The following is a 25,836-nucleotide window of genomic DNA, read 5'->3' on the forward strand; positions in this document are numbered from 1 at the left end:
GCGCTCGCATCTTCGTCCGCGATGGCCGCCACCGGCGAAGCGCAGCAGGAAGCCAACCGCAAGGCGGTGCTGGCGTTCTACGAGAAGGGCTTGAACCAGAAGGACGCCGACGCCGCGCTCGCCTATGTCGGCAACCGCTATGTGCAGCACAATCCCGGCGCGGCCGACGGCCCCGAAGGCTTCCGCAAGTTCATCGGCTTCCTGCGCGAGAAGTTTCCGAACTCGCACAGCGAGATCAAGCGCTCGTTCGTCGACGGCGACTACGTGATCCTGCACGTCCACGCGGTGCGCGAGCCCGGCACCCGCGGCAACGCGATCGTCGACATCTTCAAGCTCGAGGACGGCAAGATCGTCGAGCATTGGGACGTGGTGCAGCCGGTTCCGGAGAATCCCGCCAACAACAACACGATGTTCTGAGGCTCCAAGACAAAAGTCCGACATCACTTTGACGAAATCCAAAGACGACGCGTCGCCGTCAATCCCGTCATCCTGAGGAGCGCGAAGCGCGTCTCGAAGGATCGACGGCCCGGCTGGTGGCCGTCGACCCTTCGAGACGCCGCTTCGCGGCTCCTCAGGGTGACGGTGTAAGGGCGTGGGATCACGCAGCCGGAGCTACTGGCTGCGGCCGAGCCAGCGCTGGGTCGGAAACAGCTGCACCTGCCAGCGCCGCGCCGCCGCGCCCCACACGCCCCTCGGCATGAACAGCATGATCAGGATGGCGAGCGCGCCGAGCACGACCAGATACAGGCTGCCATACTGGGCGAGATACGTGACGAGCCCCCACAGCAGCAGCACCCCGACCATCGGGCCTTCGATGGTGCGCACACCACCGATCACGACGATGAAGATCACGTAGGCGGTCCAGTCGGTGACGCTGAAGGCCGCGTCAGGCGAGATGCGCGCCTTCTGCAGATAGACCACCGCGCCGACCATGCCGGTGGCGAAGGCGACCGCGATCCACAGCACATGGCGGATCCGCGCGGTGCGCACGCCGACGCTGCGCGCCGCCGCGGCGTTGTCGCGGCTGGCCGCCAGCGCGAGGCCATGGCGCGAGCGGATGAAGGCGTAGATGCCGAGCGTGACCAGCACGGCGAGCAGCAGCGCCAGCCAGTAGACCAGCACGTCGCGCGCCGCCGCCGGACGCAGGCCGAGCAGGCCCTGCACCGCCTTCAGCCCGACCATCTGCGACAGTTCGCTGGGCGAGATCGACATCCCGGTGCCGCCGCCGAGCGACTTGAACTGGGCGCAGATCAGCCGCAGCGCTTCCGCGGCAACCCAGCTGCCGATCGCGAAATAAGGGCCTTCCAGGCGGAACAGCAGCGGCCCGAGTACGGCCGCGACCAGCGCCGCGAACAGCCCGGCCAGCGGGATCGCCGCAACGGGATCGAGCCCCGCCATCACGATGCCCGCGAACAGCGCATAGGCACCGAGCCCGACGAAAGCTTGCTGCCCGACCGACACCAGCCCGCCCCAGCCGGCCAGCACGTTCCAGAGCTGCGCCAGCGTCAGCATGGTGAAAACGGAGATCAGATCCTGGATCAAATTGCGCGATGCGATCGCCGGCAGCGCGGCCAGCACCACGACCAGCGCGATGCCGGCCACCGCCGCAACGCGCGACAGGCGCGTGCCGACCCGAACTTGCCACACCGGCACTTCCACCGCGCACTCCTCTCGGCTTGCCGGGATGCGGATGCTTTCGACGCTCATGTCCGCCTCGCCGGGAAAAGGCCGCGCGGCCGCACCATCAGCACGGCCAGGAAGGTGAGATGGCCGGCCAGGATCTGCCACTCCGGATTGATTCGCCCGCCGATCGCCTGCGCAAGTCCGAGCACGATGCCGCCCGCCAGCGTTCCCCACAGGCTGCCGAGGCCGCCGATGATCACGGCCTCGAACGCATAGAGCAGCCGCGCCGGGCCGATCGACGGATCGAAGCTGGCGCGGATGCCGAACACGATAGCGGCGATCACCGACACCGCGAGCGAGAGCCCGACCGCGATGGCATAGACATTGCGCTCATTGACGCCCATCAACTGCGCGATCGCGGGATTGTCGGCGGTGGCACGGAAGGCGCGGCCGAGCGAGGTGCGGTAGAAGATCAGCTGAAGCAGCGCGACCGCGGCGATCGCCGTCACCAACGCCATCAGCGGCGCAAGGCCAACGCTCAGGCCCGGGGCCAGCGTCACCGACGAGGATTCGAAGGCGCCCGCCTGCAGCCGGCGGCTATCCGCGCCGTAACCGAGCAGCAGCCCGTTCTGGATCACGATCGAAAGGCCGAAGGTGACGAGCAGCGGCGGCAGGATGTCGTCGCCGAGCACCCGCTCCAGCACCAGTCTTTGCAGCACGAAGCCGAGCACGAACATCGTCACGACGACGAGGAGAGATGCGGCCGCAAGCGGCAGGCCGAGCGCGGTGGTGGCGCTGAGCACCAGATAGGCCGCCAGCAGGATCAGATCGCCATGCGCGAGATTAACGAGGCGCATGATGCCGAAGATCAGCGACAGGCCAAGCGCGAACAGCGCATAGACGCCGCCGAGCAGCACGCCCTCGATGATGGTGTCGAATCCGCTCATGGCGCCCTCATGCTCCGAAATAGGCCGCGCGGATCGTGTCCTGATCCACGTCCTTGGGCCGTCCGCTCAAGGTCACCCGTCCCTCCTGCAGGCAATAGAAGCGATCGGCGGCGCGCAGCGCGCGGGCGATGTCCTGCTCGACCAGCACCACCGCGGTGCCGCCGGCGCGGATCTGCGGCAGCATGCGGTAGATGTCCTCCACCACGATCGGCGCGAGGCCGAGGCTGATCTCGTCGCACAGCAAAACCTGTGGGTTGGACATCAGCGCGCGGCCGATCGCGACCATCTGCTGCTGGCCGCCGGACAGCGCCGTGACGGCGCCGCGCCGCCGCTCTTTCAACACCGGGAACATCCGGTAGACTGTGGCGAGATCCCACGGCGTCGTGCGTTCGCCGCCATAGGCGCCGATCAGGAGGTTCTCCTCGACGCTGAGCGAGGGAAACAGCTGGCGGCCCTCGGGGACCAGTGCAAGCCCGAGCCGCACGATGCTGGCGGCGGACGCATCCCCGATCGCCCGCCCGCCGAGGCGGATGGCGTCGGGGCGGTTCTTCACGAGCCCGGCGAGCGATTTCAGCATGGTCGACTTGCCGGCGCCATTGGCGCCGATCACCGCGACCGCCTCGCCCTCCGCCAATTCGAAATCGATGCCGAACAGCGCCTGGAAGTCGCCGTAGAACGCATCGAGCGCGGAGACATTGAGCAGCGCGGTCATGCCGGCACTCCCATGTAGATGGTCTCGACCTCGCGCGAGCGCATCACCTCTGAGGGCACGCCCTGCGCGACCACCTTGCCGAAGTTCAGCACCACCAGCCGCTGCACCACCGCGAGCAGCGCGTGCACGACATGCTCGATCCAGATGATGCCGACACCTTCGGCATGGATGGTTCTGATCGTCTCGACCAGTTCGTGGCATTCGGCATCGGTGAGGCCGCCTGCGATCTCGTCGAGCAGCAGCGTGCGCGGCCTGGTGGCAAGCGCCCGCGCCAGCTCGAGCCGCTTGCGATCGAGCAGCGGCAGGCTGCCGGCGAGCCGGTTGGCCTTGGCTTCGAGGCCGGTCAGATCAAGCATGCGGCCACAATGCTGGACCGCATCCGCCTCCGAGAGGGCGCCGCCGAACAGGGCCGCGACCGCAAGGTTCTCGAACACCGAGAGGTGGTCGAACGGCTGCGGGATCTGGAATGAACGCCCGATGCCGGCACGGCAGCGCGCCTCGGGCGACAGAGCCGTGATGTCGACGCCATCAAGCACGACGCGGCCGGCATCCGGCCGCAGCAGCCCGGTGATCAGGTTGAACAGCGTCGACTTGCCGGCGCCATTCGGGCCGATCACGCCGAGCGCTTCGCCGGAGGACAGCTTCAGGTCGATCGCGTCGGCAACGACGATGGCGCCGAACTTTTTCGAGATGGCATGGAGTTCGAGCATGGTCGTCCACTGTATGGTTTTGGCGGAGGGGAGATGCGGGGCAATGCCACGCATCTCCGGGTGTCGATAAGCGCCGACTAGCTCAGCGCCTGCATGTCGCCGCCGAGCGGGATCTGCGGCGCCAGTCTGTTGTCCGTGATCACCATGTCGTATCTGTCGCCGTTGAGCCGCCATTGGCCACCGACCAGCGGCGTCTTGGCGATGTTCTTCGCGGCGAATGGCGGCACCGCGCTGGAGCCGAATGCGACCTGGCCCACGATGGTGTCGAGCTTGGTGGCACCGATCGCCTTCGCCAGCGCCGCGCCGTCGGTCGGGTCGTTCGAGCGCTTGATGGCGTCGATCGCGACCTCGAACAGCGAATGCACGAAGCCGATCGGCTGGGTCCATTGCTTGCCGGAGGCCTGCTCATATCCCTTGGCGAGATCGGCGGCGCTGACGCCGCTGAGGCTCGATTTGTAGGGATGCGTCGGCGTCCACCACACCTCGGTGGAGATGTTGTTGCCGCCCTTGCCGAGCGCCTGTACCGACGCCGGGAACAGCAACGCCTTGGCGACCGACACGACCTTCGGCTTCAGCCCCTTCTGCCGCGCCTGATTCCAGAACGTGGTGAAGTCGGGCGGGATGATCACGCCGGTGACGATCTCGGCATCGGCGCCACGGAACGCGGCGATCTGCGAGCTGAAATCGTCGGTGAGATTCTGGAAGCGGCCGGGATCGGTGAGCTTGAAACCGTGCTTGGCCATCACAGGCGGGAAGCCGATCGTGGTGTCGCCCCAGGCGTTGCCGTCGGCATCGTTCGGAAACAGCGCGCCGACCGATTTGTTGGTCGCGACCTGGCTCCACATGCTGGTGAAGACGCCGATCACGTCCTCGAGGCCCCAGAAGTAATGGAAGGTGTAGTCGAACGGCTTCCAGCTCTTGGGATCGCCGGGATTGGCCTGCCGGCCGATGAAATTGGTCTGCCACGGTGCCACGGAGGAGATGCACGGCACCTGCTCGAGCTCGCACTGCGTCGCCACCGGATTATTGGTCTCGGGCGTGGCGCCGACCACGATCAGGCTGACATTATCGCGGGTGATCAGCTCCTTGGCGACCTCGGCGGCGCGGTTCGGGTTCGACTGGCTGTCCTTGGTCACCACCTCGACCGGATAGGTCTGCGATCCGACCTTGACGCCGTCCTTGATGAACTTTCGGAATTCGCCGAGCACGAAATCATCGGCTTCGGCAAAGGCCGCGAGCGGGCCACTCTTGGGCGAGACATAACCGATCTTGATCGGCTTGTTGGCGGCGCGCACGGCCGGCGCGAACAATGTCGTCGTGCCTGCTGCGGCGAAGCCGCCGGCGATACCTTGCAGCACGCGGCGACGATCGAAAGACATGACGTTCGAATGGTCCTTGGTCATTTTCCCCTCCCTTGAGGCAAGCCGGTTTTCAGGCCGGCTGCCGTTCATTCCCGTCTGAAAAATCTCCGGCGCCGCGCCGCGTCACGCGGCGGCGACGGACTTCGTCTGTGCCTTCGCGCTGCGGCCGAGGATCTGACCGAACACATCGAGCAGCACGTCGGTGGCGTCAGCTGCCGCCTCCCTGGCGCGCCAGGCGACGTACATGTCGGGACGCACCAGCACGCAGCCGTCCTCGTCCACCTCGCTCTGGCGATACCAGTCGGCATAGATGTCGAGCGCGTCGCAGCCTTGCGGGCCGATCGTCACGACGTCGACCGGCAGGCCGTAGGTCTTCTCGACCGCAGTGGCCGCCGTCTTCCAGCCGTCGCCGCCGATCCCGGTGAGCAGCGTGAAGCGGCCCTTGCCGGTGAGATCGAGCGTCGATTTGCGCTGGCCCTGATGCTCGACCCAGACATGCGGCAGATGCGCGCCGGGCCAGGTGGTGGCCTGATAGTAGAGCTCGTGATCCCTGGTGAACGCCGGCATCGGCGTGCCGTCGGAGACCACGGCGGTCGATCCGTAGCGCTGGTTCATCTCGACGCCGTGGCAGTTGAACTCGTAGCTCTTGTTGGCGATGGCCTCATAGAGCTTCTTGCGGCGCGCCTTGCCTTCGGCGGTCGGCGCCTTGCGCGCGGCGATCGCCTTGCGCGCTTCCGCAGGATCGGTCGAGGCGACAAGGCCCACCGCCTCGAAGATCGGCGGAAAGTCGCCGATGCTCTTGTTGGCGCGGGTCACGATCTGCTTGCCGACCGGCTGACGCTCGGCGGAATAGGTTTCCAGCAGCGACGGCGCCGCGTGGCCCTCGAGCACCAGCTTCAGCTTCCAGCACAGATTGAAGGAATCCTGGATCGAGGTGTTGGAGCCGAGGCCGTTGGTCGGCGGATGGCGGTGCACGGCGTCGCCGACGCAGAACACGCGGCCGGACGAATAGTGGCCGGCATACATCTCGTTCACGGTCCAGGTCGACGTCGAGCGCACCTTGACCTCGAGCGTCTCGTCACCGACGAGATTGCGCACGATCGAGATCGCCTCGTCGTTGCTGAGCTTCCGCTCGCCCTGCTCGATGTCATAGCCCCAGATGATCAGCCATTCGTTCCACGGCCGCACCATGCGGATCAGGCCGGCGCCGATCCCGCCGATCTCGGCACCGGGCTGCAGCACCCAGTAAAGCACGCTCGGCCGGTGCGCGACGTACTTGCTCAAGTCAGCCTGCACGATGATGTTCATGCTGCCGGCGCGGCCCATCTGGCCCTCCATCGGCAGCCCGATCACTTCGGCGACCCGGCTGCGGCCGCCGTCGGCGCCGATCAGATATTTGGCGCGGATCTGGTAGGTCTCGCCGGACAGGCGATCCTTCACCGTCGCGGTGACGCCGTCGGCATCCTGCACCAGGTCGACGAACTCGGTGTTGAAACACAGCGAGGTGCCGCGCTGGCCGGCGGCCTCGATCAGGATCGGCTCGAGGAAATTCTGCGGCAGGTCGCAGATGCGTGCGGGACTGGCGAGATCGTAATCCGCCTTGCGCGAGGGATGATTGCCCCAGGAATACAGCCGGCCGAACTCCTCGCCGGCGAGGCTCTCGCAGAACACGTTGTTGGCCATCAAATGCTGCGGCACGGCCTGCGCGACGGCCTTCTCCTCGAGGCCGAGATCGCGCAGCACCTCCATCGCGCGCTGGTTGGTGATGTGGGCGCGCGGCGTGTCGGCCAGCCAGCCATATTTGGTCACCAGGATGTGCTTGACACCGTACATGCCGAGCAGCGCCGCCGCCGTCGCGCCGGCCGGGCCGCTGCCGACGACTAGGACGTCGGTCTCAACAGGTTTGCTGGTCATGGTCGTCTCCTCCGTCGTCTTGTTGGTTGCGATCGTCATTCCGCGGCCATCATCGGCTGCGGCACCAGGCCTGCGCCCGGCTTCATCTGGAAGTCGTAGGTCATCAGGTGCCATTGGCCGGAGACCGGCTCGCCGTTCGGCAGCTTCGGCTCGCGCTTCGGCTCGACGCGCGCGATCAGCTCGTCCTTGACGCCGAACACCACGTCGCTGCGCAGATATTCGTCGCCATCGAGGAAGACGTGGGTGATCAGCGGCTCGTAGCCCTCGGCCTTGACCAGGAAGTGCACATGCGCGGGCCGCATCGGATGACGTTTCGTCGCGGTGATGAGATCGCCGACCGGGCCATCGATCGGGATCGGATAGCTGCACGGCAGGATGGTGCGGAAGGAGAAGCGGCCGTCGGCATCGGTAACGAAGCGTGCGCGCAGCGATGGACCGTGCGCCGCATAGTCCGCCTTCTGCGAATCGTAGAAGCCGTCGTCATCGGCGTGCCAGACATCGATCTCGGCACCGGCGAGCGGCTTGCCAGCGAGGTCAGTGACGCGGCTCTGCACGAACATCACTTCGCCGTCGATGCCTTCGGAAATGCTGGCGCCGTGCGGCGTGACGCGGTGCTCACCGACATAGAACGGGCCGAGCACCGTGGTCTCGGTGGCGCCCTCGCGCTCGCGGTGATTGACTGCGTCGACCAGCATCGAGACGCCGAGCACGTCGGACAGCAGGATGAACTCCTGGCGCAGCGGCGTGCAGGTCTGGCCGGTGCGGGTCAGGAATTCGATCGCCTGATTCCATTCCTCGAAGGTGAGCTCAGTGCGGCGCACCAGATCGTGCAGCGATTTCACCGTCTCCTCGATGAGGAATTTGAGCCGCTGGTTCGGCGTATTGGCGAAGCTACTGATCACCTCGTCGGTGAGGTCATGCTCGTTGAAATTGGCCATCGTGTCGTCCTTTGATTTGGAGATGTCAGTGCTGCACGGGCGCATCGCCGCGCCAGGCTGCCGCGATGAGTTGATCGATCGGGGCGCGTTCGACCGGTCTTGGATTGGCATAGGGGTTGCGCACCGCCATCTCGGCGGCGCGGGCGATGCCGTCCTCGGGCATGCCGATGTCGGAGAGCGCGCGCGGCAGTGCGAGCTGCCGGGCGAGATCAAACAGGCCCTGCGGAGCATTGGCGCTGTGCAGCGCGCGTGCGACGCGAGCCATCGCCTCCGGCGCCGCCGCGGCGTTGTAGGCGGCGGCATGCGGCAGCACGATCGCATGGGTTTCGGCGTGCGGCAGGTCGAACATGCCGCCCAGCACGTGGCAGAGCTTGTGGTGCAGCGACATGCCGACCGCGCCGAGGCAGACGCCGCACAGCCAGGCGCCATAGAGCGCATCCCGCCGCGCCCCGATATCGGCCGGCGCCGTCATGATGCGCGGCAGCGCGCGGGCTAGCGCGGCGATGCCCTCCTCCGCCATCAGCGAGGTCAGCGGATTGGCCTCGGGCGCATAAAGCGCCTCGACGGCATGGGCGATTGCGTTCAGGCCACTGGCGGCGGAGATGTGCGGCGGCAGGCTGACGGTGAGATCGACGTCGTAAATGACGGTATCAGGCACCAGATCCTGGGAATGCTGCGTGGTCTTGATGCCGTTCGAGGTTTCGCCAAGGATCGGCGTCATCTCCGAGCCGGCATACGTGGTCGGGACAGCGATATGCGGCAGCCCGGTGCGCAGCGACAGCGCCTTGCCGAGCCCGACCGTCGAGCCGCCGCCGATCGCGACCAGCCCGTCGATGTCGCGGGACTCGACGATGCGAAGCGCCTCGTTGGTGACCTCGACCGGCGTATGCATGCGTGCGCCGGCAAACAGCCCCGCGAGCCTGTCGCCGAGGCCTGCGCCGAGCGTTCGCCCGAGATCCTGCTGCTCAGGGGTGGTAAGCACCAGCGCCCGCTTGATGCCAAGGCGCTCGCTCTCCTCGCCGAGCCGCGCCGAGGTGCCGGTGCCGAACACCACGCGATATTGCTGTGAGCAGTAGGAAAAGGTGCCCTGGCCGGCACTACCGGCCGCCGCAACTGGCGCGGTCGATGCACCTGCGGCGGGCATTGCGACGCTCATCGCATTTCTCCCAGCCGGCGAACCGGCAAGTTTCGCTTTGTTGGGAGAAAGCTAGCGGCAGGCGGCGCTCGCGGGCCTGCACGAAACCGGACAGAATTTGCACAAAACCGGAAAAATCGTCAGGCGAGATACGGCGAAGCAGCCCCCTCGCCCGTCCCGGATCGCGGTGCGCTAATGGCTGCGCCGGTATCGCCCCGGCGTCACGCCGGTGAAGCGGCGGAACATGCGGGTGAAATGCTCCTGATGGGAGAAACCGCAGGCGAGCGCAATGTCCGCCAAGCTCTGCGTCTCGTCGGCGAGTAGCGCCCTGGCGCGCTCGATGCGCAGGTTGAGCACGTATTGATAGGGCGAGATGCCGCTGGTCGCCTTGAACAGGCGCACGAAATATTCGGTGCTGCGGCCGCACAGCTCGGCCAGCTGGTCGAGCCGGATATCGGTATCGAGGTTGGCGTCGACGAACTCGCGGATCCGCGCCATCTGCCTGACGCTGAGCAGGTTCGGATGCTTGCCCGCCTCCACGCTCGGCTTGTGGAAATTGATCGCGACGAAGCGATTGGCGATCGCCTGCGCGATCGGATCGACGAACAACGACGAGGCCGGCAGCCCGCCGGTGATGGTATCGCCGATCGCCGCGGCGAGATGCTCCAGCACGGCATCCTGATCGCCGAGCATCGGTGCCAGGCCGCCGATCAGGTTCGCCGCCCCGTCGCGGCCCGCGAACAGGTCTGAGCGCAGATAGATATGGGTGGATTCCAGTGCCTCGCGCAGCACCACGTTGCAGGCGTGCCCCGCCGGCAGGAAGAACACGCCACCGCGCGGGATCTGCCGGGCAACCGACTTGCCGTCCATCACGTAGGTGATGTCGACCGGGCCGCCCCGGTGCAGCACCATCAGATTGTCCGACAGTGCGTGGAAGTGCCCGTCGAACGGCCGCTCGCGCTGGACCGAGGCAAACGCCGACGACCAGCCGAGCCCCTCGCTCGAGCCACGGAATTCGGCCTGGAAGCGGTCCAGGATCCCGTGCGTCTCCTGCACCCCAAAATTCGACGTCGCCTGCATCCGACAGACCAAGGGCTCGAGGCTCAAGTGCCGTCGAGTGAAACCCAACGGCCCTCGATTTTCAATACATCGAACCGCAGGAGCCCCGGTAGCCTTGCTGCGCCGCAATAGCGCCGCCTTCTATTCCTTGGTCGCGATCCAGATCACGTGACGGACGCCGCGGCCTCGGCCGGTGGCGCGGACGGCGATTTCATTGACGGCGAACCCGGCCCGCGACAGCGATTTTGGGAACTTGGCATTCGGACCGGACGACCAGACGGCAAGCACGCCGCCATGTCGCAATGCGCTGTGCGCGAGCTTGAGCCCGGAGGCGTCATACAACCCGTCATTGGCTTTGCGGGTCAGACCTTCGGGGCCGTTATCGACGTCGAGGAGGATGGCATCGAACGCGAGCGGATTGCGCGCGATCACCTCGGCGACATCCACCTCCTGGATGCTGACGCGCGGATCGTTCAGGCTGTCGCCGAAGATCTCGGCCATCGGGCCTCTCGCCCAGGCGACGACTGCCGGCACCAGCTCAGCCACCGTGATTTTCGCCTCGCCTCCAAGCACGGCGAGCGCGGCCCGCAACGTGAAGCCCATGCCGAGGCCGCCGATCAGGAAATGCGGCCGAGCGACCTTCTCGATCTTCTTCGCCGCGAGCGTCGCCAGCGCTTCTTCCGAGCCCGACAGGCGGCTGTTCATCAGCTCGTTGGTGCCGAGCATGATCGAGAATTCGCGGCCACGCCGCATCAGACGCAACTCGCCTTCGGTGCCGGGTATGCGCGCGGTATCGATCTTTTCCCAGGGAATCATGCGGCGGCTTGTAGCATGGGCGTCCGGGTGGGCGAAGCTAGCGCCCAGAGCATGCGAAATAGTGACTCACGAATGGCGCAACAAACTCAGTGTCGTCCCGGCGAAAGCAGGGACCCATAACCCCCGAAAGTGATCGTTGCGCACCGCTGGGGCCACGGCTTGCTTCAACAACTCAACCCGGTGGTTATGGGTCCCTGTGTCTTGGAAGTCTGTCATGATGAGGGTGGGCGGGAAGCCGTTGGGTCCTTGGCGCTTGACGCCGTGAGCCGGCTCGGTTTCCCGCCCGTTCCATCTACAAACCTGAACAGTTGCACGAGGCTGCGCCAACAGACCTCGCATCACAGGGACAGGCACCGTGATCATAGCTCTTCGTTACGTCGGAATCGACATCTCCAAGAAACACCTCGATATCTTTGATGAGGCTGACGGCGTGCCGAGGCGCATTGCCAACGCGCCACAGGCCATCACACAGCAGGTGGCGCGTTGGCAATGCGCTGCGCTGGTCGTCTTCGAGGCGACGGGTATCTATGACCTCGCGCTTCGCGAGGCGCTGCGTCAGGCCGGGATCCAGTTCGCACGGATCAACCCGGCTCGTGCCCGCGACTTTGCACGGGCTAGCGGCCTACTCGCCAAGACCGATCCGATCGATGCGCGGATGCTGGCGGCCTTTGCGCGGGCCATGCAGCCTGCCCCCGAGCAGGTCGCCGATCCTGCACGCAACACTTTGGCGAGGCTTGCAAAACGGCGGGATCAGCTGGTCCTCATGCGCGCCCAGGAGAAGAACCGGCGCAGCGAGGCCGACGATCGCGCCATGGCCGAACGCATTGGCCGCCTCATCGAGGTCCTCGACAGCGAGATCGCCGAGATCGAGGCGGACATCAGTGCATTGATTAAAGCCGAAGCGGAGATCGCGGACGATGCCAAGTTAATGCGTTCGCTGCCCGGCGTGGGTCCGGTAGCCTGCATGCAGCTGATCGCGCAGATGCCGGAACTCGGGCGGGTCGGGCCGAAACAACTCGCAGCGCTCGCTGGCCTGGCTCCCTTCAACGTCGACAGCGGCGCCTTCCGCGGCAAGCGCAAGATTGCGGGCGGCCGAAAGCGCGTTCGTGACGCCCTCTATATGGCGGCCCTCAACGCAGTTCGCAGAGCTGATCCGTTCAAGGCCTTCTATGCACGACTGCGACAGGCCGGAAAACCAGCCAAACTCGCCCTCATCGCCGTCGCCAGGAAGCTGCTAACGGTCCTCAATGCCATGATGCGAGACCGAAAGCCGTACCTGCAGACCAAACCAACATAACAGTTGCCGGCTTTCGCCGGGACGACGATGGGGATGCATCACGGTCATCCCAGGCCGCAAGCCTACCCGCCGGCCCAGACGTCAAGCACGTAGCGGTTCCGCGTGCCCATCTCCTCGATCCAGCGCGCGGCAGCATCAGTGTCGACACCGGTGCGCTCGCGATAGATCGACATCAACGTCGCCTTGACGTCCGGCTCCATCTTGCCGCCGTCGCCGCAGACATAGACGATCGCGCCCTTCTGGATCAGCTCCCAGACCCGATCCTTCTGCGCGGCAACGAGATGCTGCACATAGGTCTTCGGGCCATCGGCGCGCGAGAAGGCGGTGAAGAGCTCACCGACGCCGTCGGCCGCGAACGCCTTCAATTCGTCCGCGTAGATAAAGTCCTGTTCCGGATGGCGGCAGCCGAAGAACAGCATCGCGGGCCCCAGCGTCGCGCCCTGCGCCTTGCGCGCGGCGCGCTCCTGCAGGAAGCCGCGGAACGGTGCGAGCCCGGTGCCCGGCCCGATCATGATGATCGGCACGGCATTGTCGTCGGGCAGGCGGAAGCCGGCCTTGGTCTCCTTGATCGTGGCGTGGACGGTGTCGCCGGCGCGGCGGCGCGCCAGATAGTTCGAGCAGACGCCCTTGTAGATGCCGCGGCCCGAGCTCGCGGGCGCTTCGACCACGCCGACGGTGACGCTGCAGCGCTGTGCTTCGCCCGCCGGTGACGACGAGATCGAGTAATAGCGCGGCGCCAGCAGCGACAGCATTTCGAGGTAGAGATGAAACGGCAGCTCGCAGGCCGGATATTCCTCGAGCAGATCGAACACCGATTTGCGCCTGGCCAGCACCTCGGTGCGGTAGCGCCCGGCCGAGGCCTCATCGTCGCCGACATAGGCCATCAGCTTCGGCTTGGTCACCGGGCAGCGGGTGTGCTCGGCCATGATCTGGATCTGCTTGCGGGTCGCGACCTGCTGCAGCTCGACGAACTCGGTGAGCAGCCGCCCGACCGACACCGCGTTGCCGACCGGCAGCTGTGCGCGGCGGCCTTCCGAGACTTGCAGGCGGATCTGGTCGGCAGGCAGGAAGCCGAACCGGCGCGCAACGGAATCGACCAGGGTCGGATCGTTGCGCGGCACCACGCTGAGATGATCGCCGACGCGATATTTCAGACTGGCCGGCAGCTCGACCTCGATGTGCCGGGTCGAGCGCTCCGACGGATGGGCGCCGTCCTTGGTTTGCAGCTCGTTGTTGGCGAGCACCTTCATCGGCACCGCGCCGCCCTGCGTCACGATGGTGTTGACCGCGCCCTGCGCCACGGGCTCGATCGCATAAAGCGGCTCGTCCTCGGCGGTGCGGGTGAAGTTCCAGTCGATGCCGAATTCCTTGGTCGCGACCTTCGCCGCCTCCGGGAACCATTTCTGGAACTGGCCGTCGAGATCGCTGCGGGCATCGCCCTCGCCGCGCGGATAGACGGCGCGCGCGCCGTGTTTGGTCAGCTGTTCGTCGATGAACCGCGGTACCGACTGATAGGTCGCGGCCCAATCGCTGTTGCCGCAGCCGAACACCGCATAGCGCACCTTGGCGAAGGCGTCCTTCGGCAGGTCGTTCTCTAGCCATTTGACGAATTGCGTCGCATTGTCGGGCGCAGCGCCGTTATAGGAGGCGCAGATGATCAGGACGCCGCCCTCTTCCGGCAGCTTGCCGACATAGTCGTCCAGCGGTCCGAGCCGCGTGGCGAAGCCGTTGATCTCGGAGAGATCGGCCATGCGGGTTGCCAGCTCCTCGGCCGAGCCGAGGTTGGAGCCGTAAAGCACCAGCATCGGCGTGTTATGGCCGGGGCGCGTGGTCGGCGCGCGCGGTGCCTTCGGCGCGGCCGCAACCGCGCCCGTGCTGCCGGCGAACGCGCCGCGATCCTTGTCGTCGCGCGGCCGCACCTTGATCCTGAAGCCGTCGGGCTTGACGGTCAGCGTCTCCTTCAGATGCATCTGGTAGCGATGCACGTCGAGCAGCTTGAAGCGTTGCAGGATCATCCCGATCGCCAGCGCCGCCTCGTGCATGGCAAAGCCGCGGCCGATGCAGGCGCGCTGGCCGTTGCCGAACGGCTTCCAGGCATTGATCGGGCGCTTCGCCTCCGCCTCGCGGCTGAAATTCTCCGGATCGAACACGTCGGGGTTCGGGCCCCAGACCGAGGGATCGCGGTGCAGCGCCATCACCAGGATGGTGATGAAGGTGTTCTTCTTCAGCTTGTACTTGCCGCCGATCGTCTCGTCGCCCAGCGGCGCGATGCCGTAGGCCGGCGCCGGCGGCCACAGCCGCAGCGCCTCCTTCAGGCATTGGGTGATGTAGGTGAGCTGGGTGACCTGCTGATAGGTCGGCCGCGCATCGATATCGGGTCCAAGGACGCGGTCGACCTCCTCATAGGCCTTCTTCAGCACCTCGGGATGCTTCAGCAGCGCGTAGATCGTGCACGACAGCAGGCCGGAGGTGGTCTCGTGGCCGGCGATCAGGAAGGTGTTGATCTGGTAGCGGATGTTGACGTCGTCGAGCTGCTCGCCGGTGGCGCGGTCGACGCCGGTCATCATCGCGGCCAGCATGTCCTTCTTGTCGTCGGTCGCGGCGGTGTTGCCGCGCCGCTCGGCGATGATCTCGTCGACCATCTTGTTCATGAAGGCGACGTCGTCGGCGAGCGTCTTGCGCCGCTTCTGCATCCATAGACCCTCGAGCGGCAGGCCGCGGGTCATCATGATCGTCTCGAGCGAGCGTACCAGCGATTCCACGAAGGGATGGTAGTCGCGGCGGTAGAATGAATTGAAGCGATAGTCGAAGCCGCACAGCCCGATGGTGTCGAGGGTCAGCGCCGTCATGTCGTGGACGACCTCGATCTCCTCGTCGGCGTTGAGGCGCTCCCATTTCTTGACCAGCTGCTCGGCGATATCGACCATGCTCGGGTGATACGACTGCATGGCGCGGTTGCCGAACGGCTGCATCAGGATGTTGTGCGCCTTGCTCCAGTTCGGCTCCTTGGTGTCGGCGGTGAACAGCCCGTCGCCGCCGACCGCGCGCACCCGGCGCAGCGAGCCGCGCACCGCCTTGTCAAAGCGCTTCTCGTCGGAGAGCTCGTCGACCAGGTCGTGACCGGACACGATCACGAGCGGCGCGCCCATCATGTCGAGCCAGAAGATCGGCCCGAGCTCCTTGGAGAGCTTTACCAGGTGCTGCACCGGCGCGGCCGAATCCAGCGACAGCATGTTGCCGACCACCGGCTTCGTCGGCGGATGCGGGATCGGACTCAGTCTGTTACCGGATGCCATTGTCGAAGTGCCCCCTTATTGTGCCCCGTCATCCTGAGAGGATGTGAGGCTATATTCCTTTCCACCGCTGTCATCGCCCGGCTTGACCGGGCGATCCAGTACGCCGCGGCCTCTCGGCTCAAGCACCGCGGTCTCTGGGATACTGGATCACCCGCATGCGCGGGTGATGACACTGAGCAAGCTAGGTAGTCACCCGTCATCCTGAGCAGCGCGTAGCGCGTCTCGAAGGATGGCCGCTTGCTCCAGTCCCTCTCATCCTTCGAGGCGCGCCGAAGCCGGCGCGCACCTCAGGATGACGGCTATCCGAACCGTTTCTTACGCCACTCGATCAGCTTGGCGCTGACCTCGTCCGGCTTTTCCTGCTGCGTCCAATGGCCGCTGTCGCGGACCAGGTGTTTTTCGAGGTCCGGCACCAGCTTCTCCATGCCGTCGGCGGCCGAGGGCGGCAGCACCGCGTCGTTCTCGGCCATGATCATCAGCGACGGCACCCGCACATGATGGTCGAGCCCGGCCGAGCGCTCCCAGTTGCGGGTGAAGTTGCGATACCAGTTGATGCCGCCGGTGAAGCCGGTCTTGCTGAAGGTGTCGACGAACACCTTCTTCTCCTCGGCCGACAGGATCGGCGTCCGCGGATCGTGCCTGGCGTCGTAGTTCGCGATCATCTGCGGGAACGCCAGGTTCAGCCGCGCCGAGGCGCCGACGCCGGCGATCGGCTGCTCCTCAGGTGCGCCCGGCGGGCGGGCCACCGGCTTGCGCATGAAGGCATCGAAAGTCTGCTCGACCCGGCCGCCGAAGATCCGGTCGGGCTCGCGCGCCGGATCCTGGAACTGGACGATGTACATCTGGTCGCCGAAGCGCTGGCGGAACAGCGCGATCGGGTCCATCGGCGCACGGTCCCAATGCGGCGTGTTGACGCCGACGACGCCGGCGACCCGCTGATGATGCCTGAGTGGCATCTGCCAGACGACAAAGCCGCCCCAGTCGTGGCCGACGAAGATTGCCTTGTCGATCTTGAGATGGTCGAGCAGGCCGACCAGATCGCCGGTCAGGTGCTCCATGTCGTAGGCTTCGACCGGCTCCGGCCGGTCGGTCGCGCCATAGCCGCGCTGATCCGGTGCAATCACCCGGATGCCGGCCTCGCCCAGCGCCTTGATCTGATGGCGCCAGGAAAACGCCAGTTCAGGCCAGCCGTGGCACAGCACCACGGGCGGCGTGTCGGTCTTGGGGCCTGCTTCGTAAAACCCCATGCGGATGCCGTTCGTCTCGGCGAACTGCAGCGGTGGCATATCGATCATGGACAGGACTTCCTATTCGGCCGCGCCCTTGATGTCGGCTGGCGGAGGCGCGAACGCCGCCTCGAGTGCATCGAATTCGAGCGGCAGCATGTCGCACATCACCTGCACGTGCGGAATGATGTTGGCACCGACGATGAAACCGAAATCGAGCTGGTCGCGGTAGCTCTGCACGGTGATGTTGAGCGCGATGCCGTGGGTCGAGATCGAGACCGGGAAGATGTGCAACAGCTCCGCGCCCGCCGCATACAGCGTCTGCCGCGGTCCCGGCACGTTCGACACCGTGATGTTGGTCGCCGGCGGCAGCACGTTGGACAGGTCGGAGCGGCTGTAGAGCAGCGCCATGATCTGCACCAGGATCGGTGCGCCCAAGAGCGAGATGTTGGACACCTGCGGCACCAGGGCGCGCAGCGGATGCGACATCTCCTTGGACTTGGTCGATTGCGCGATGATGGTTTCAAGCCGCTTCTTCGGATCCTCGATGTCGGTCGCGATCGAGCAGATCATGCCGAACACCTGGTTGTTGGATTCGGCGTTGCCCTCCTCGCGCAGCGAGATCGGCACACCGGCCGTCAGCGACTTGTTCGGCAGCGCACCCTGGCTGATCAGATAGCGCCGCACCACGCCGGAGGCGAGCGCCAGCACGACGTCGTTGAGCTTGCCGCCCGATGCCTTCGCCAGCGCCTTGGCGCGCGACAGCGAGATCGAGGTGCCGGCAAAGCTGCGCTCCGACGAGATCGCCTTGTTGAGGATGGTCGGCGGCGAGGACATCGCCTGCAGGCTCTCGCGCGACCTCGGATCGGCGACCTTGGCGACCACGTCGGAGAGGCTCTTGAGCACGGTCGGCATCGATCCGGCAAATTTCACCGCGCTCTCGATCTGGAACATGGCGTTGTCGAACAGGATCGAGCCGAGGTCGCTCTTGCCGGAGCGCGGCAGCTCCAGGCTCTTCTGCGCGGCGACGGCCGCCTCGAACGGCTGGGTCCAGAGCTGCTGATAGGCATCGATCAGATTGGCCGCGATGTCGCGCGGCTCCGGCGCCACCTTCTTGGCGCCCGGCGGATCGATCTGCCGCGGCACCGGCGTCAGGTCGTAGATCATGCTGGTCAGCGCCGCGCCGGCGCCGCCGTCGATGCAGGCGTGGTGCATCTTGGAATAGAGCCCGATCTCGTTGTCCTTCATGCCCTCGAACACGTAGAATTCCCAGAGCGGGCGGGCGCGGTTCAACAGCTTGGCGTGCATCCAGCCGACAATGCGCTCCAGCGTCGCGCGATCGTGCGGCGCGGGCAGGCTGGCGCGGAAGATGTGGCGGTCGATGTCGAACTGGTCGTCCTCGATCCAGGACGGGTGATCGATGTCGAGCGGCGCCTTCTGCAGGCGCGCCTTGAGGATCGGCGCGATGTGCAGCCGCGAGGCGATCATCGCCTTGAACTCCTCGAAGAAGTCGCCCTTGTAGCCGTCGGGCAGCCGGAAGATCGCCATGCTGCCGACATGCATCGGCATTTCCGGCGTTTCCAGATACAAAAACGATGCGTCCAGCGAGGACAGCTTCTTGGCGTCGCTCATGATCTCCTCCCGAGAGCCTACTCACGCGGGCGCCTTGGCGGCGCTTCTCGTCGTCTGGTTAGGATAGTGCCTGTTCTGCCGGCCCATAGGCAATGCCAAAGGGGCCCGAGCGGTCAAAATGCCGGAACTCGCCTTCCAGCTGCGCCAGCCGGTCCGCGATCGCCCACAGCGCTGCGGGGTTGACGCCGAGGCCGAGATGGCTGGCGAAATGCACCTCGATGTTCTCGGCGGTCGCCGACGGCCGTACCCGCGAGGTCCGCCAGTTCACGATGCCGTCGGTGCGGGAATAGATCGAGGTTGCCGGCACCGGCATGTCGCCGGCGATCGCCGCGCGAATCTCGGGGATATCGTCCACCGCCTCGCCGGACAACAGCTCGTACAGCCGGGTCGCGTTGGTGGCGCGGATGTCGTCGGCGAACGGGCTGCCCAGCGTGATGATCGAGCGCACCAGCTCCGGCATCTGCGACGCCAGGTCGCGCGCATAGACGCCGCCGAGGCTCCAGCCGATGATCGAGACCTTGCGCCCCGACGCCTCATGGACCCGCTTCAGCAGGTCGCGCAGCGCAGCCCGCCTGCTGGAGATCCCGCCGAAATTGCGGCCCATGTTCCAGGCGTAGGCGTCATAGCCGAGCTCTTTCAGATAGCGCCGCATCGGCGCCATCGAAAGGTCGCTGGCGAGGAAGCCGGGCAGCGCCAGCACCGGATGACCGTCGCCCTTCGGCGCCTGCATCAGCAGCGGCGACAGCAGCAGGCTCGAATTCAGCTCGAGCACGCCGCGTGCTTCCGCCAGCATCAGGAACAGGCTGGGCGGGCGCAACCGGCGTTCGGTCCCATCAATGCTCCTGTCCATGTCGGCCACTACTTCTTCTTGCTCGAGCCGCCGAAGCCGGCCATCGCCACGAACATGTCCTGGAAGCGCTCGGCGAGCTTGGGATCGAAAGTGAACCAACTCTGCATCAGCGATTCCGGCGATATCTTCTCGATGTTCGACAGCATCTGCTGCTGCAGCCTGTCCATCACCGCGTTCTGCATCGGCGCCACGTCAGGCAGGCCGAAGAACTGTCGCGCTTCAAGGGGCGTGCAATCTATCTCGACGTTGACCTTCATTTCCGCCTCCTCAAATGCGCCTTGTCAAATTCGCCTTGGCGCGGCGCAGTATCGCCGGGACCGGGTCGGTCGCGCAAGCGAGCCGTACCCGCCCCGATGTCCAGTCGGCCTCAATCATCCGTTATGGTCAACCGAACCATTTGGAACGACGGCTCCGAACCGTTTGGCGCGACCGCCATGAACGGGGCTCGCCGGCGATCATTCCGGTGACCGGCAAGCGGCACTGCGAAAGTCGAATGTCACGCGCCCGCGCTCGCCGCCTAGTCTCAAATCCCAGTCGTTGCGCCGCACCCGCGCAAACCGATTAACCCTTTGGGAAATCGCGCTTGCGCGGCCGGTAAACTCTGGCAACATGCATCAATAATACCAGCCGGACAAAGCAGCCGGCGGACAAAAACGGGGACACGGGTTCACATGTCGGTACGTTGGAGTTTGTTTGCGGCGACTGCCGTCGCGCTGGTCGCCCTTGCCTTGCCGGCATCGGCCCAGACGCTGAAATATGCCAATCAGGGTGAGCTGAAGTCGCTCGATCCGTACACCCTGAAGGAAACCACGACGATCGCGCACCACGCCCACGTCTACGAAGGCCTCACCGCGCGCGACAAGGACCTCAAGATCATTCCGGCACTGGCGGAAAGCTGGGAAACGCTGAGCCCGACCAAATGGCGCTTCCACCTGCGCAAGGGCGTGAAATTCCACAATGGCGATCCCTTCACCGCCGATGACGTGCTGTTCTCCGCCGACCGCGTCCGCGCCAAGGGCTCCAATTTCCTCAGCAACGTCCCGGCCGACGCCAAGTTCACCAAGGTCGACGACTACACCGTCGACGTGACGCTGGATTCGCCCAATCCCATCCTGACCTCGCAATGGGATAGCTGGTACATCATGGACAAGAAGTGGTGCGAGGAGAACAACTCCGTCGCACCGACGCCGGCCTCCGCAACCACGCCGAGCTACGCGGCGCTGCACGAGAACGGCACCGGTCCGTTCACGATCGAGAGCCATCAGCCCGGCGTGAAGACCGTGTTCAAGGCGTTTCCGGGCTATTGGCGCAAGCCCGAGCATAATCTCAAGGAGATCATCTTCACCCCGATCGGCTCCGACGCCACCCGCGTCGCCGCGTTGCTCTCGGGTGAGGTCGACGTCATCGAACCGGTTCCGCTGCAGGACATCCAGCGCGTCAATTCCAGCGGCGTCGCCACCGTGATGACCGCACCCGAGATCCGCACCATCTTCATCGGCATGGATATGGCGCGCGACGAGCTGCTGTATTCCAACGTCAAGGGCAAGAATCCGTTCAAGGACATCAAGGTCCGCGAAGCCTTCTACAAGACGATCGACGTCGACCTGATCAAGACCCGCGTGATGCGCGGCATGTCGACGCCCTCGACGCTGATGATCGCCCCCGAGCTCTATCCGCTGTCCAAGGAGTTCACCCGGCCGAAACTCGATCCGGATGGTGCCAAGAAGCTCTTGGCCGAGGCCGGTTATCCGAACGGCTTCGAAGTCACGATGGATTGCCCGAACGACCGCTACGTCAACGACGCCGCGATCTGCCAGGCGGTGGTCGGCATGCTGGCGCGCATCGGTGTCAAGGTGAACCTCCTGGCGCAGCCGAAAGCGCAGTATTTCGGCAAGGTGCTGAAGCCCGGCGGCTACCAGACCTCGTTCTTCATGTTGGGCTGGACGCCCGCGACTTCAGACTCGCACAACGTGCTGCACGATATCCTCGGCTGCCGCGACGATCCGAAGGATTCGACCCGGGGCGAGGCCAATCTCGGCGGCTATTGCAACAAGGAGGTCGACGCGCTCACCGACAAGGTGCTGGTCGAGAGCGACACCGCCAAGCGCGACCAGTTGATCAAGCAGGCGTACGACATCGTCATCAAGGATTACGGCTACATTCCGCTGCATCAGCAGCCGCTGGTGTGGGGCGTGTCGAAAAAGGTCAAGCTGACCCAGCGCGCGGACAACCAGGTGCTCCTGTATTGGGCGACCAAGCAGGGTGAATAGTGGCTCCAGCGAATTGGGTCCCGGAAGCGCAGGCTTCCGGGACCTCGCGTTTTCCGGTCGCGCAAAGCCGCGCGCCAGATGTCAAAAGCAGTGAAAGGTAGAGATGCTCGCTTTCACTCTTCGGCGTTTCCTGCAGGCGATCGGCGTAATGCTCGCCGTGGGCATCATCGCGTTCGCGATGTTCCGCTTCGCCGGCGACCCGGTCAACCAGATCGTCTCGATCGACACCTCGGCCGCGCAGCGCGCTGAAATCCGGCAATCGCTCGGCCTCGACGATCCCGTGCTGGTGCAGTTCGGCCGCTACTTCATCAATGCGCTGCAGTTCAAGTTCGGCGTATCCTATCAGTTCCGCCTGCCGGTCTCCTCGCTGCTGGCGGAACGGCTGCCGGCGACGCTGGAGCTTGCGATCTGCGCGACGCTGTTCGCGATGGTGGCCGGCATCCTGATGGGGGTCTATTCGGCGCTGCGCCGCGACACCGTGCTCGCCAAATTATTCCAGGCGGTATCGCTGATCGGCATTTCGCTGCCGACCTTCCTGATCGGCATCCTGCTGATCTATCTGTTCGCGGTAACGCTGGGCTGGCTGCCCTCGTTCGGCCGCGGCGAGGTGGTGAAGCTCGGCTGGTGGACCACCGGGCTCCTCACCGTCTCCGGCCTGAAGGCGCTGATCATGCCGGCGATCACGCTCGGACTGTTCCAGATGACCCTGATCATGCGCCTCGTGCGCGCCGAGATGCTGGAAGTGTTGCGGACCGACTATATCCGCTTCGCCCGCGCCCGCGGGCTGACCACCCGCGCGATCCATTTCGGCCATGCGCTGAAGAACACGCTGGTTCCGGTGATCACGGTGGCCGGGCTGCAGTTTGGCTCGGTTATTGCTTTCTCGATCATCACCGAAACCGTGTTCCAATGGCCGGGCATGGGACTTCTGTTCGTGCAGGCCGTGCAAAACGTCGATATCCCGATCATGGCCGCGTATCTGTTGATGGTCTCGCTGATCTTCGTCACCATCAATCTCGTGGTCGACATCCTCTACACCGTGGTCGATCCGCGCTTGCGCTCGACCGTCGGCCGCGCAGCGTGAGGGGCTGACCGATGTCCGACGCCGTCGTCCCCCATCGCTCCGAAGGCCACCAGGCACCCGCCGGCTGGTTCAGGCGCGCGCTCGACAGCGACATCTTCTATTCGTTTCGCCGCTCCAGGCTGACGATGGTCGCCGCCGTGATCACGCTGCTGTTCTTCCTGCTGGCGATCTTCGCGTCCTGGCTTGCGGTGCAGAACCCGTTCGATCCGGCGCAGCTGCAGCTGATCAACTCGCGGATCGCGCCGCTGTGGACCGCCGACGGCCAGAGCCCGTTCCTGCTCGGCACCGACGAGCAGGGCCGCGACGTGCTCTCGGCGATCCTCTACGGCCTGCGCATCTCGCTTGCGGTCGGCATTGCCGGCGTGGTGTTCGCCGGTGCGCTCGGCATCGCGCTTGGGCTGGTCGCCGGGTACTTCGGCGGCGTGGTCGACAGCGTGATCATGCGGATCGCCGACGTCCAGCTCACCTTCCCGGCGATCCTGATCGCGCTGCTGGTCAACGGTGTCGCCAAATCGCTGCTCGGCAACCGGCTCGACGAGATGAGCACGCTCGGCGTGCTCGTCATCGCGATCGGCCTCAGTTTCTGGGTGCAATATGCCCGCACCGTGCGCGGCTCGGTGATGGTCGAGAAGAACAAGGACTACGTGGCGGCGGCCCAGCTGATCGGCCTGCCGGCGCCGAAGATCATGCTGCGGCACGTGCTGCCGAACACGATGGGCCCGATCCTCGTCATCGCCACCATCAATCTCGCGCTCGCGATCATCACCGAGGCGACGCTGTCGTTCCTCGGCGCCGGCATGCCCGACACCATGCCCTCGCTCGGCACCCTGATCCGGATCGGCAACAACTATCTGTTCGCCGGCGAGTGGTGGATCGTCGCCTTCCCGGGCATTGCCCTGGCCGGCCTGATCCTCTCCATCAACCTGCTCGGCGACTGGCTGCGCGACGCATTGAACCCGAAGCTCCGATGACCCAGCCCGTTCTTTCCGTGCGTAACCTCGAGGTGGAATTCGTCACCCGCCGTGCGACGTTGCGCGCCATCAACGGCGTGTCGTTCGAGATCGCCAAGGGCGAGGTGCTCGGCGTGGTCGGCGAGTCCGGCGCCGGCAAGTCGGTCACCGGGCTTGCGGTGATCGGGCTGATCGATCCGCCCGGCCGCATTTCCGGCGGGGAGATCGAGCTGTCAGGCACGCGGATCGACCATCTTCCGCCGGAGGAAATCCGCAGAGTCAGGGGCAAGCGGATCGGCATGATCTTCCAGGATCCGCTGACCAGCCTCAATCCGCTCTACCGGATCGGCGACCAGATCATCGAGACCATTCGCACCCACACCAATCTGAGCGAAAGCGCCGCGCGCAGGCGCGCCATCGACCTGTTGGCCGAGGTCGGCATCCCCGCGCCGGAAAAGCGCATCGACGGCTACCCGCATGAATTCTCCGGCGGCATGCGCCAGCGCGTCGTCATCGCGCTTGCGATCTGCGCCGAGCCCGAGCTGATCATCGCCGACGAGCCGACCACCGCGCTCGACGTCTCGGTGCAGGCGCAGATCATCGCGCTGATCAAGCGGCTCGGCCGCGACCACGGCACCGCCGTGATGCTGGTGACCCACGACATGGGCGTGATCGCCGAGACCTGCGACCGCGTCGCGGTGATGTATTCCGGCCGCATCGCCGAGATCGGCCCGGTACAGGAGGTGGTGCGCAACCCGCTGCATCCCTACGCCAAGGGGTTGATGGGCGCGATCCCGACGCTCGCGGGCGAGGACAAGCGCCTGGTGCAAATCCCGGGCGCGATGCCGCGGCTGTCGGCGATCCCGCCGGGCTGCCCGTTCAATCCCCGCTGCGCGTTCGTGTTCGATCGCTGCCGCGTCGAACGCCCCGAGCCGATCCGCCAGGGTACCCAATCCGTCGCCTGCCATCTGTACGAGCCCGCGAAGGAGACCGCGGCATGAGCGGGACGTTGATCGAGGTCAGGAATCTGCGCCGCGTCTTCGACGTCTCCAAGCCCTGGCTCAACCGCGTACTCGAGGGCGGCCATCTCGAGTACCTCAAAGCCGTCGACGGCGTCTCTTTCGACATCAAGCGCGGCGAGACCTTTGCGCTGGTCGGCGAATCCGGCTCCGGCAAGACCACGGTCGCGCGCATGGCCGTCGGCCTGTTGCCGCCGAGTTCGGGCGAAGTCGTCATCGACGGCGTCTCGATGACCGATCCGCGGCAAGCCCAGGCGCGCCGACGGCTGCGCCGGCGCATCCAGATGATTTTTCAGGACCCTTATGCGAGCCTCAATCCACGCTACCGGGTCGCCGCCATCGTCGCCGAGCCGATCCGCGCGTTCGACCTGATCCAGGGCGAACGCGACATCAAGGCCCGGGTCGGCGAATTGCTCTCGCTGGTCGGCCTGCATCCCGACGACGGCCAGAAATTCCCACACGAATTTTCCGGCGGCCAGCGTCAGCGCATCGCGATCGCCCGCGCACTGGCGTCCGAAGCCGAGTTCATCGTTTGCGACGAGCCGACCTCGGCGCTCGACGTCTCGGTGCAGGCGCAGATCCTCAACCTGATGCGCGACCTGCAGGACAAGTTCGGCCTGACCTATCTCTTCATCAGCCACAATCTCGCTGTCGTCCGCCATATGGCGAGCCGGATCGGCGTGATGTATCTCGGCCGCATCGTCGAGATCGCCGAGGGCCGGAAACTGTTCGAGAACCCGCGGATGCCCTACACCAAGATGCTGCTCGGTGCGGTTCCGGACCTTGCGATGTCCGGCCGCCAGCGCATCCCGGTCAAGGGCGAGATACCCAACCCGATCGATCCGCCGCAGGGCTGCTCGTTCAACCCGCGCTGTCCCCTCGCCTTCGATCTCTGCCGCGAGAAGACGCCGGAACTGATCGACGGCGTCGCCTGCCACGCCGTCAACAGCCCTGCCGCCGCCGTTCCGGCATGATCACGCGGATGGGAGCGGCCATG

At 65.6% G+C, this 25,836-nt stretch carries 22 protein-coding genes; 7 read left to right on the top strand and 15 right to left on the bottom strand.

The features are described 5' to 3' along the window. Positions 1 to 21: 21 nt before the first annotated feature. Positions 22 to 417, top strand: a complete 396-nt coding sequence (locus tag XH92_RS31385; RefSeq protein WP_371818097.1) for a nuclear transport factor 2 family protein — start codon at positions 22 to 24, stop codon at positions 415 to 417. Positions 418 to 612: 195 nt separating this feature from the next. On the opposite strand, the gene XH92_RS31390 is transcribed toward XH92_RS31385, so the two are convergent. The 10 genes from XH92_RS31390 to XH92_RS31435 form a co-directional block, all read right to left on the bottom strand. Continuing rightward, positions 613 to 1,707: a branched-chain amino acid ABC transporter permease gene (locus XH92_RS31390; protein ID WP_194455585.1), complete on the bottom strand. Its 1,095-nt coding sequence runs from the start codon at positions 1,705 to 1,707 to the stop codon at positions 613 to 615. After that, on the bottom strand, positions 1,704 to 2,570 hold the full coding sequence (locus XH92_RS31395) for a branched-chain amino acid ABC transporter permease (RefSeq protein ID WP_194455586.1): 867 nt from the start codon (positions 2,568 to 2,570) through the stop codon (positions 1,704 to 1,706). The genes XH92_RS31390 and XH92_RS31395 overlap by 4 nt, the downstream gene beginning before the upstream one ends. Positions 2,571 to 2,577: 7 nt before the next feature. Further along, positions 2,578 to 3,282, bottom strand: a complete 705-nt coding sequence (locus XH92_RS31400) for an ABC transporter ATP-binding protein (protein ID WP_194455587.1) — start codon at positions 3,280 to 3,282, stop codon at positions 2,578 to 2,580. Next, on the bottom strand, positions 3,279 to 3,992 hold the full coding sequence (locus XH92_RS31405; protein ID WP_194455588.1) for an ABC transporter ATP-binding protein: 714 nt from the start codon (positions 3,990 to 3,992) through the stop codon (positions 3,279 to 3,281). Before XH92_RS31405 ends, XH92_RS31400 begins: the two co-directional genes overlap by 4 nt. 77 nt (positions 3,993 to 4,069) lie before the next feature. Continuing rightward, positions 4,070 to 5,395: an ABC transporter substrate-binding protein gene (locus XH92_RS31410; protein WP_371817841.1), complete on the bottom strand. Its 1,326-nt coding sequence runs from the start codon at positions 5,393 to 5,395 to the stop codon at positions 4,070 to 4,072. Between the two features lie 81 nt (positions 5,396 to 5,476). Continuing rightward, positions 5,477 to 7,267: an FAD-dependent monooxygenase gene (locus XH92_RS31415; RefSeq protein WP_194455589.1), complete on the bottom strand. Its 1,791-nt coding sequence runs from the start codon at positions 7,265 to 7,267 to the stop codon at positions 5,477 to 5,479. 35 nt (positions 7,268 to 7,302) lie between these two features. Then, positions 7,303 to 8,205, bottom strand: coding sequence for an intradiol ring-cleavage dioxygenase (locus XH92_RS31420; RefSeq protein WP_194455590.1), 903 nt, complete (start codon positions 8,203 to 8,205; stop codon positions 7,303 to 7,305). 25 nt (positions 8,206 to 8,230) lie between these two features. Next, complete coding sequence (locus tag XH92_RS31425; protein WP_194461508.1) at positions 8,231 to 9,349, bottom strand: maleylacetate reductase; 1,119 nt, start codon at positions 9,347 to 9,349, stop codon at positions 8,231 to 8,233. Positions 9,350 to 9,532: 183 nt separating this feature from the next. Then, positions 9,533 to 10,396, bottom strand: a complete 864-nt coding sequence (locus XH92_RS31430; RefSeq protein ID WP_194455591.1) for a helix-turn-helix domain-containing protein — start codon at positions 10,394 to 10,396, stop codon at positions 9,533 to 9,535. A gap of 144 nt (positions 10,397 to 10,540) precedes the next feature. Continuing rightward, entirely contained in the window at positions 10,541 to 11,215 is a 675-nt protein-coding gene (locus XH92_RS31435; RefSeq protein ID WP_194455592.1) for a spermidine synthase, read from the bottom strand. A 355-nt stretch (positions 11,216 to 11,570) separates the two neighbouring features. Between XH92_RS31435 and XH92_RS31440 the strand changes: the two genes are divergently transcribed. Next, positions 11,571 to 12,512 (top strand): IS110 family transposase, encoded by a 942-nt coding sequence (locus XH92_RS31440; protein WP_194455593.1) that lies wholly within the window; start codon positions 11,571 to 11,573, stop codon positions 12,510 to 12,512. A 62-nt stretch (positions 12,513 to 12,574) separates the two neighbouring features. On the opposite strand, the gene XH92_RS31445 is transcribed toward XH92_RS31440, so the two are convergent. The 5 genes from XH92_RS31445 to XH92_RS31465 form a co-directional block, all read right to left on the bottom strand. Then, positions 12,575 to 15,808 (bottom strand): bifunctional cytochrome P450/NADPH--P450 reductase, encoded by a 3,234-nt coding sequence (locus XH92_RS31445; RefSeq protein WP_194455594.1) that lies wholly within the window; start codon positions 15,806 to 15,808, stop codon positions 12,575 to 12,577. 299 nt (positions 15,809 to 16,107) lie between these two features. Beyond that, on the bottom strand, positions 16,108 to 17,103 hold the full coding sequence (locus XH92_RS31450; protein ID WP_194455595.1) for an alpha/beta fold hydrolase: 996 nt from the start codon (positions 17,101 to 17,103) through the stop codon (positions 16,108 to 16,110). A gap of 12 nt (positions 17,104 to 17,115) precedes the next feature. After that, positions 17,116 to 18,666: a wax ester/triacylglycerol synthase family O-acyltransferase gene (locus tag XH92_RS31455; protein ID WP_194455596.1), complete on the bottom strand. Its 1,551-nt coding sequence runs from the start codon at positions 18,664 to 18,666 to the stop codon at positions 17,116 to 17,118. A 58-nt stretch (positions 18,667 to 18,724) separates the two neighbouring features. Next, complete coding sequence (locus tag XH92_RS31460) at positions 18,725 to 19,516, bottom strand: triacylglycerol lipase (RefSeq protein ID WP_194455597.1); 792 nt, start codon at positions 19,514 to 19,516, stop codon at positions 18,725 to 18,727. An 8-nt stretch (positions 19,517 to 19,524) separates the two neighbouring features. After that, positions 19,525 to 19,773 carry a DUF6489 family protein gene (locus XH92_RS31465; RefSeq protein ID WP_194455598.1) on the bottom strand — a complete coding sequence of 83 codons (249 nt, stop codon included), beginning with the start codon at positions 19,771 to 19,773 and terminating at the stop codon, positions 19,525 to 19,527. A 414-nt stretch (positions 19,774 to 20,187) separates the two neighbouring features. Here XH92_RS31465 and XH92_RS31470 point away from each other — a divergent pair, with 414 nt between their 5' ends. The 5 genes from XH92_RS31470 (at position 20,188) to XH92_RS31490 (ending at position 25,813) form a co-directional block, all read left to right on the top strand. Next, on the top strand, positions 20,188 to 21,786 hold the full coding sequence (locus tag XH92_RS31470; RefSeq protein ID WP_194455599.1) for an ABC transporter substrate-binding protein: 1,599 nt from the start codon (positions 20,188 to 20,190) through the stop codon (positions 21,784 to 21,786). A 103-nt stretch (positions 21,787 to 21,889) separates the two neighbouring features. After that, positions 21,890 to 22,870: an ABC transporter permease gene (locus XH92_RS31475; RefSeq protein ID WP_194455600.1), complete on the top strand. Its 981-nt coding sequence runs from the start codon at positions 21,890 to 21,892 to the stop codon at positions 22,868 to 22,870. Positions 22,871 to 22,881: 11 nt separating this feature from the next. Further along, entirely contained in the window at positions 22,882 to 23,841 is a 960-nt protein-coding gene (locus XH92_RS31480; protein WP_194455601.1) for an ABC transporter permease, read from the top strand. Beyond that, the gene (locus XH92_RS31485; protein WP_194455602.1) at positions 23,838 to 24,821 is read left to right on the top strand and encodes an ABC transporter ATP-binding protein; all 984 of its coding nucleotides are present in this window, start codon (positions 23,838 to 23,840) and stop codon (positions 24,819 to 24,821) included. Before XH92_RS31480 ends, XH92_RS31485 begins: the two co-directional genes overlap by 4 nt. After that, entirely contained in the window at positions 24,818 to 25,813 is a 996-nt protein-coding gene (locus XH92_RS31490; protein ID WP_194455603.1) for an ABC transporter ATP-binding protein, read from the top strand. The genes XH92_RS31485 and XH92_RS31490 overlap by 4 nt, the downstream gene beginning before the upstream one ends. Positions 25,814 to 25,836: the final 23 nt, after the last annotated feature.

It is taken from the genome of Bradyrhizobium sp. CCBAU 53421 (assembly GCF_015291625.1).
GTDB lineage: Bacteria > Pseudomonadota > Alphaproteobacteria > Rhizobiales > Xanthobacteraceae > Bradyrhizobium.

Bases quoted from the DNA above. Each gene is read 5' to 3' on its own strand.
- XH92_RS31400 (WP_194455587.1), bottom strand. From the start codon at position 3,282: ATGACCGCGCTGCTCAATGTCTCCGCGCTCGATGCGTTCTACGGCGAC.
- XH92_RS31490 (WP_194455603.1), top strand. From the start codon at position 24,818: ATGAGCGGGACGTTGATCGAGGTCAGGAATCTGCGCCGCGTCTTCGAC.
- XH92_RS31475 (WP_194455600.1), top strand. From the start codon at position 21,890: ATGCTCGCTTTCACTCTTCGGCGTTTCCTGCAGGCGATCGGCGTAATG.
- XH92_RS31485 (WP_194455602.1), top strand. From the start codon at position 23,838: ATGACCCAGCCCGTTCTTTCCGTGCGTAACCTCGAGGTGGAATTCGTC.
- XH92_RS31390 (WP_194455585.1), bottom strand. From the start codon at position 1,707: ATGAGCGTCGAAAGCATCCGCATCCCGGCAAGCCGAGAGGAGTGCGCG.
- XH92_RS31395 (WP_194455586.1), bottom strand. From the start codon at position 2,570: ATGAGCGGATTCGACACCATCATCGAGGGCGTGCTGCTCGGCGGCGTC.
- XH92_RS31385 (WP_371818097.1), top strand. From the start codon at position 22: ATGGCCGCCACCGGCGAAGCGCAGCAGGAAGCCAACCGCAAGGCGGTG.
- XH92_RS31445 (WP_194455594.1), bottom strand. From the start codon at position 15,808: ATGGCATCCGGTAACAGACTGAGTCCGATCCCGCATCCGCCGACGAAG.
- XH92_RS31470 (WP_194455599.1), top strand. From the start codon at position 20,188: ATGTCGGTACGTTGGAGTTTGTTTGCGGCGACTGCCGTCGCGCTGGTC.
- XH92_RS31415 (WP_194455589.1), bottom strand. From the start codon at position 7,267: ATGACCAGCAAACCTGTTGAGACCGACGTCCTAGTCGTCGGCAGCGGC.
- XH92_RS31410 (WP_371817841.1), bottom strand. From the start codon at position 5,395: ATGACCAAGGACCATTCGAACGTCATGTCTTTCGATCGTCGCCGCGTG.
- XH92_RS31420 (WP_194455590.1), bottom strand. From the start codon at position 8,205: ATGGCCAATTTCAACGAGCATGACCTCACCGACGAGGTGATCAGTAGC.
- XH92_RS31455 (WP_194455596.1), bottom strand. From the start codon at position 18,666: ATGAGCGACGCCAAGAAGCTGTCCTCGCTGGACGCATCGTTTTTGTAT.
- XH92_RS31425 (WP_194461508.1), bottom strand. From the start codon at position 9,349: ATGCCCGCCGCAGGTGCATCGACCGCGCCAGTTGCGGCGGCCGGTAGT.
- XH92_RS31480 (WP_194455601.1), top strand. From the start codon at position 22,882: ATGTCCGACGCCGTCGTCCCCCATCGCTCCGAAGGCCACCAGGCACCC.
- XH92_RS31405 (WP_194455588.1), bottom strand. From the start codon at position 3,992: ATGCTCGAACTCCATGCCATCTCGAAAAAGTTCGGCGCCATCGTCGTT.
- XH92_RS31450 (WP_194455595.1), bottom strand. From the start codon at position 17,103: ATGATCGATATGCCACCGCTGCAGTTCGCCGAGACGAACGGCATCCGC.
- XH92_RS31435 (WP_194455592.1), bottom strand. From the start codon at position 11,215: ATGATTCCCTGGGAAAAGATCGATACCGCGCGCATACCCGGCACCGAA.
- XH92_RS31460 (WP_194455597.1), bottom strand. From the start codon at position 19,516: ATGGACAGGAGCATTGATGGGACCGAACGCCGGTTGCGCCCGCCCAGC.
- XH92_RS31465 (WP_194455598.1), bottom strand. From the start codon at position 19,773: ATGAAGGTCAACGTCGAGATAGATTGCACGCCCCTTGAAGCGCGACAG.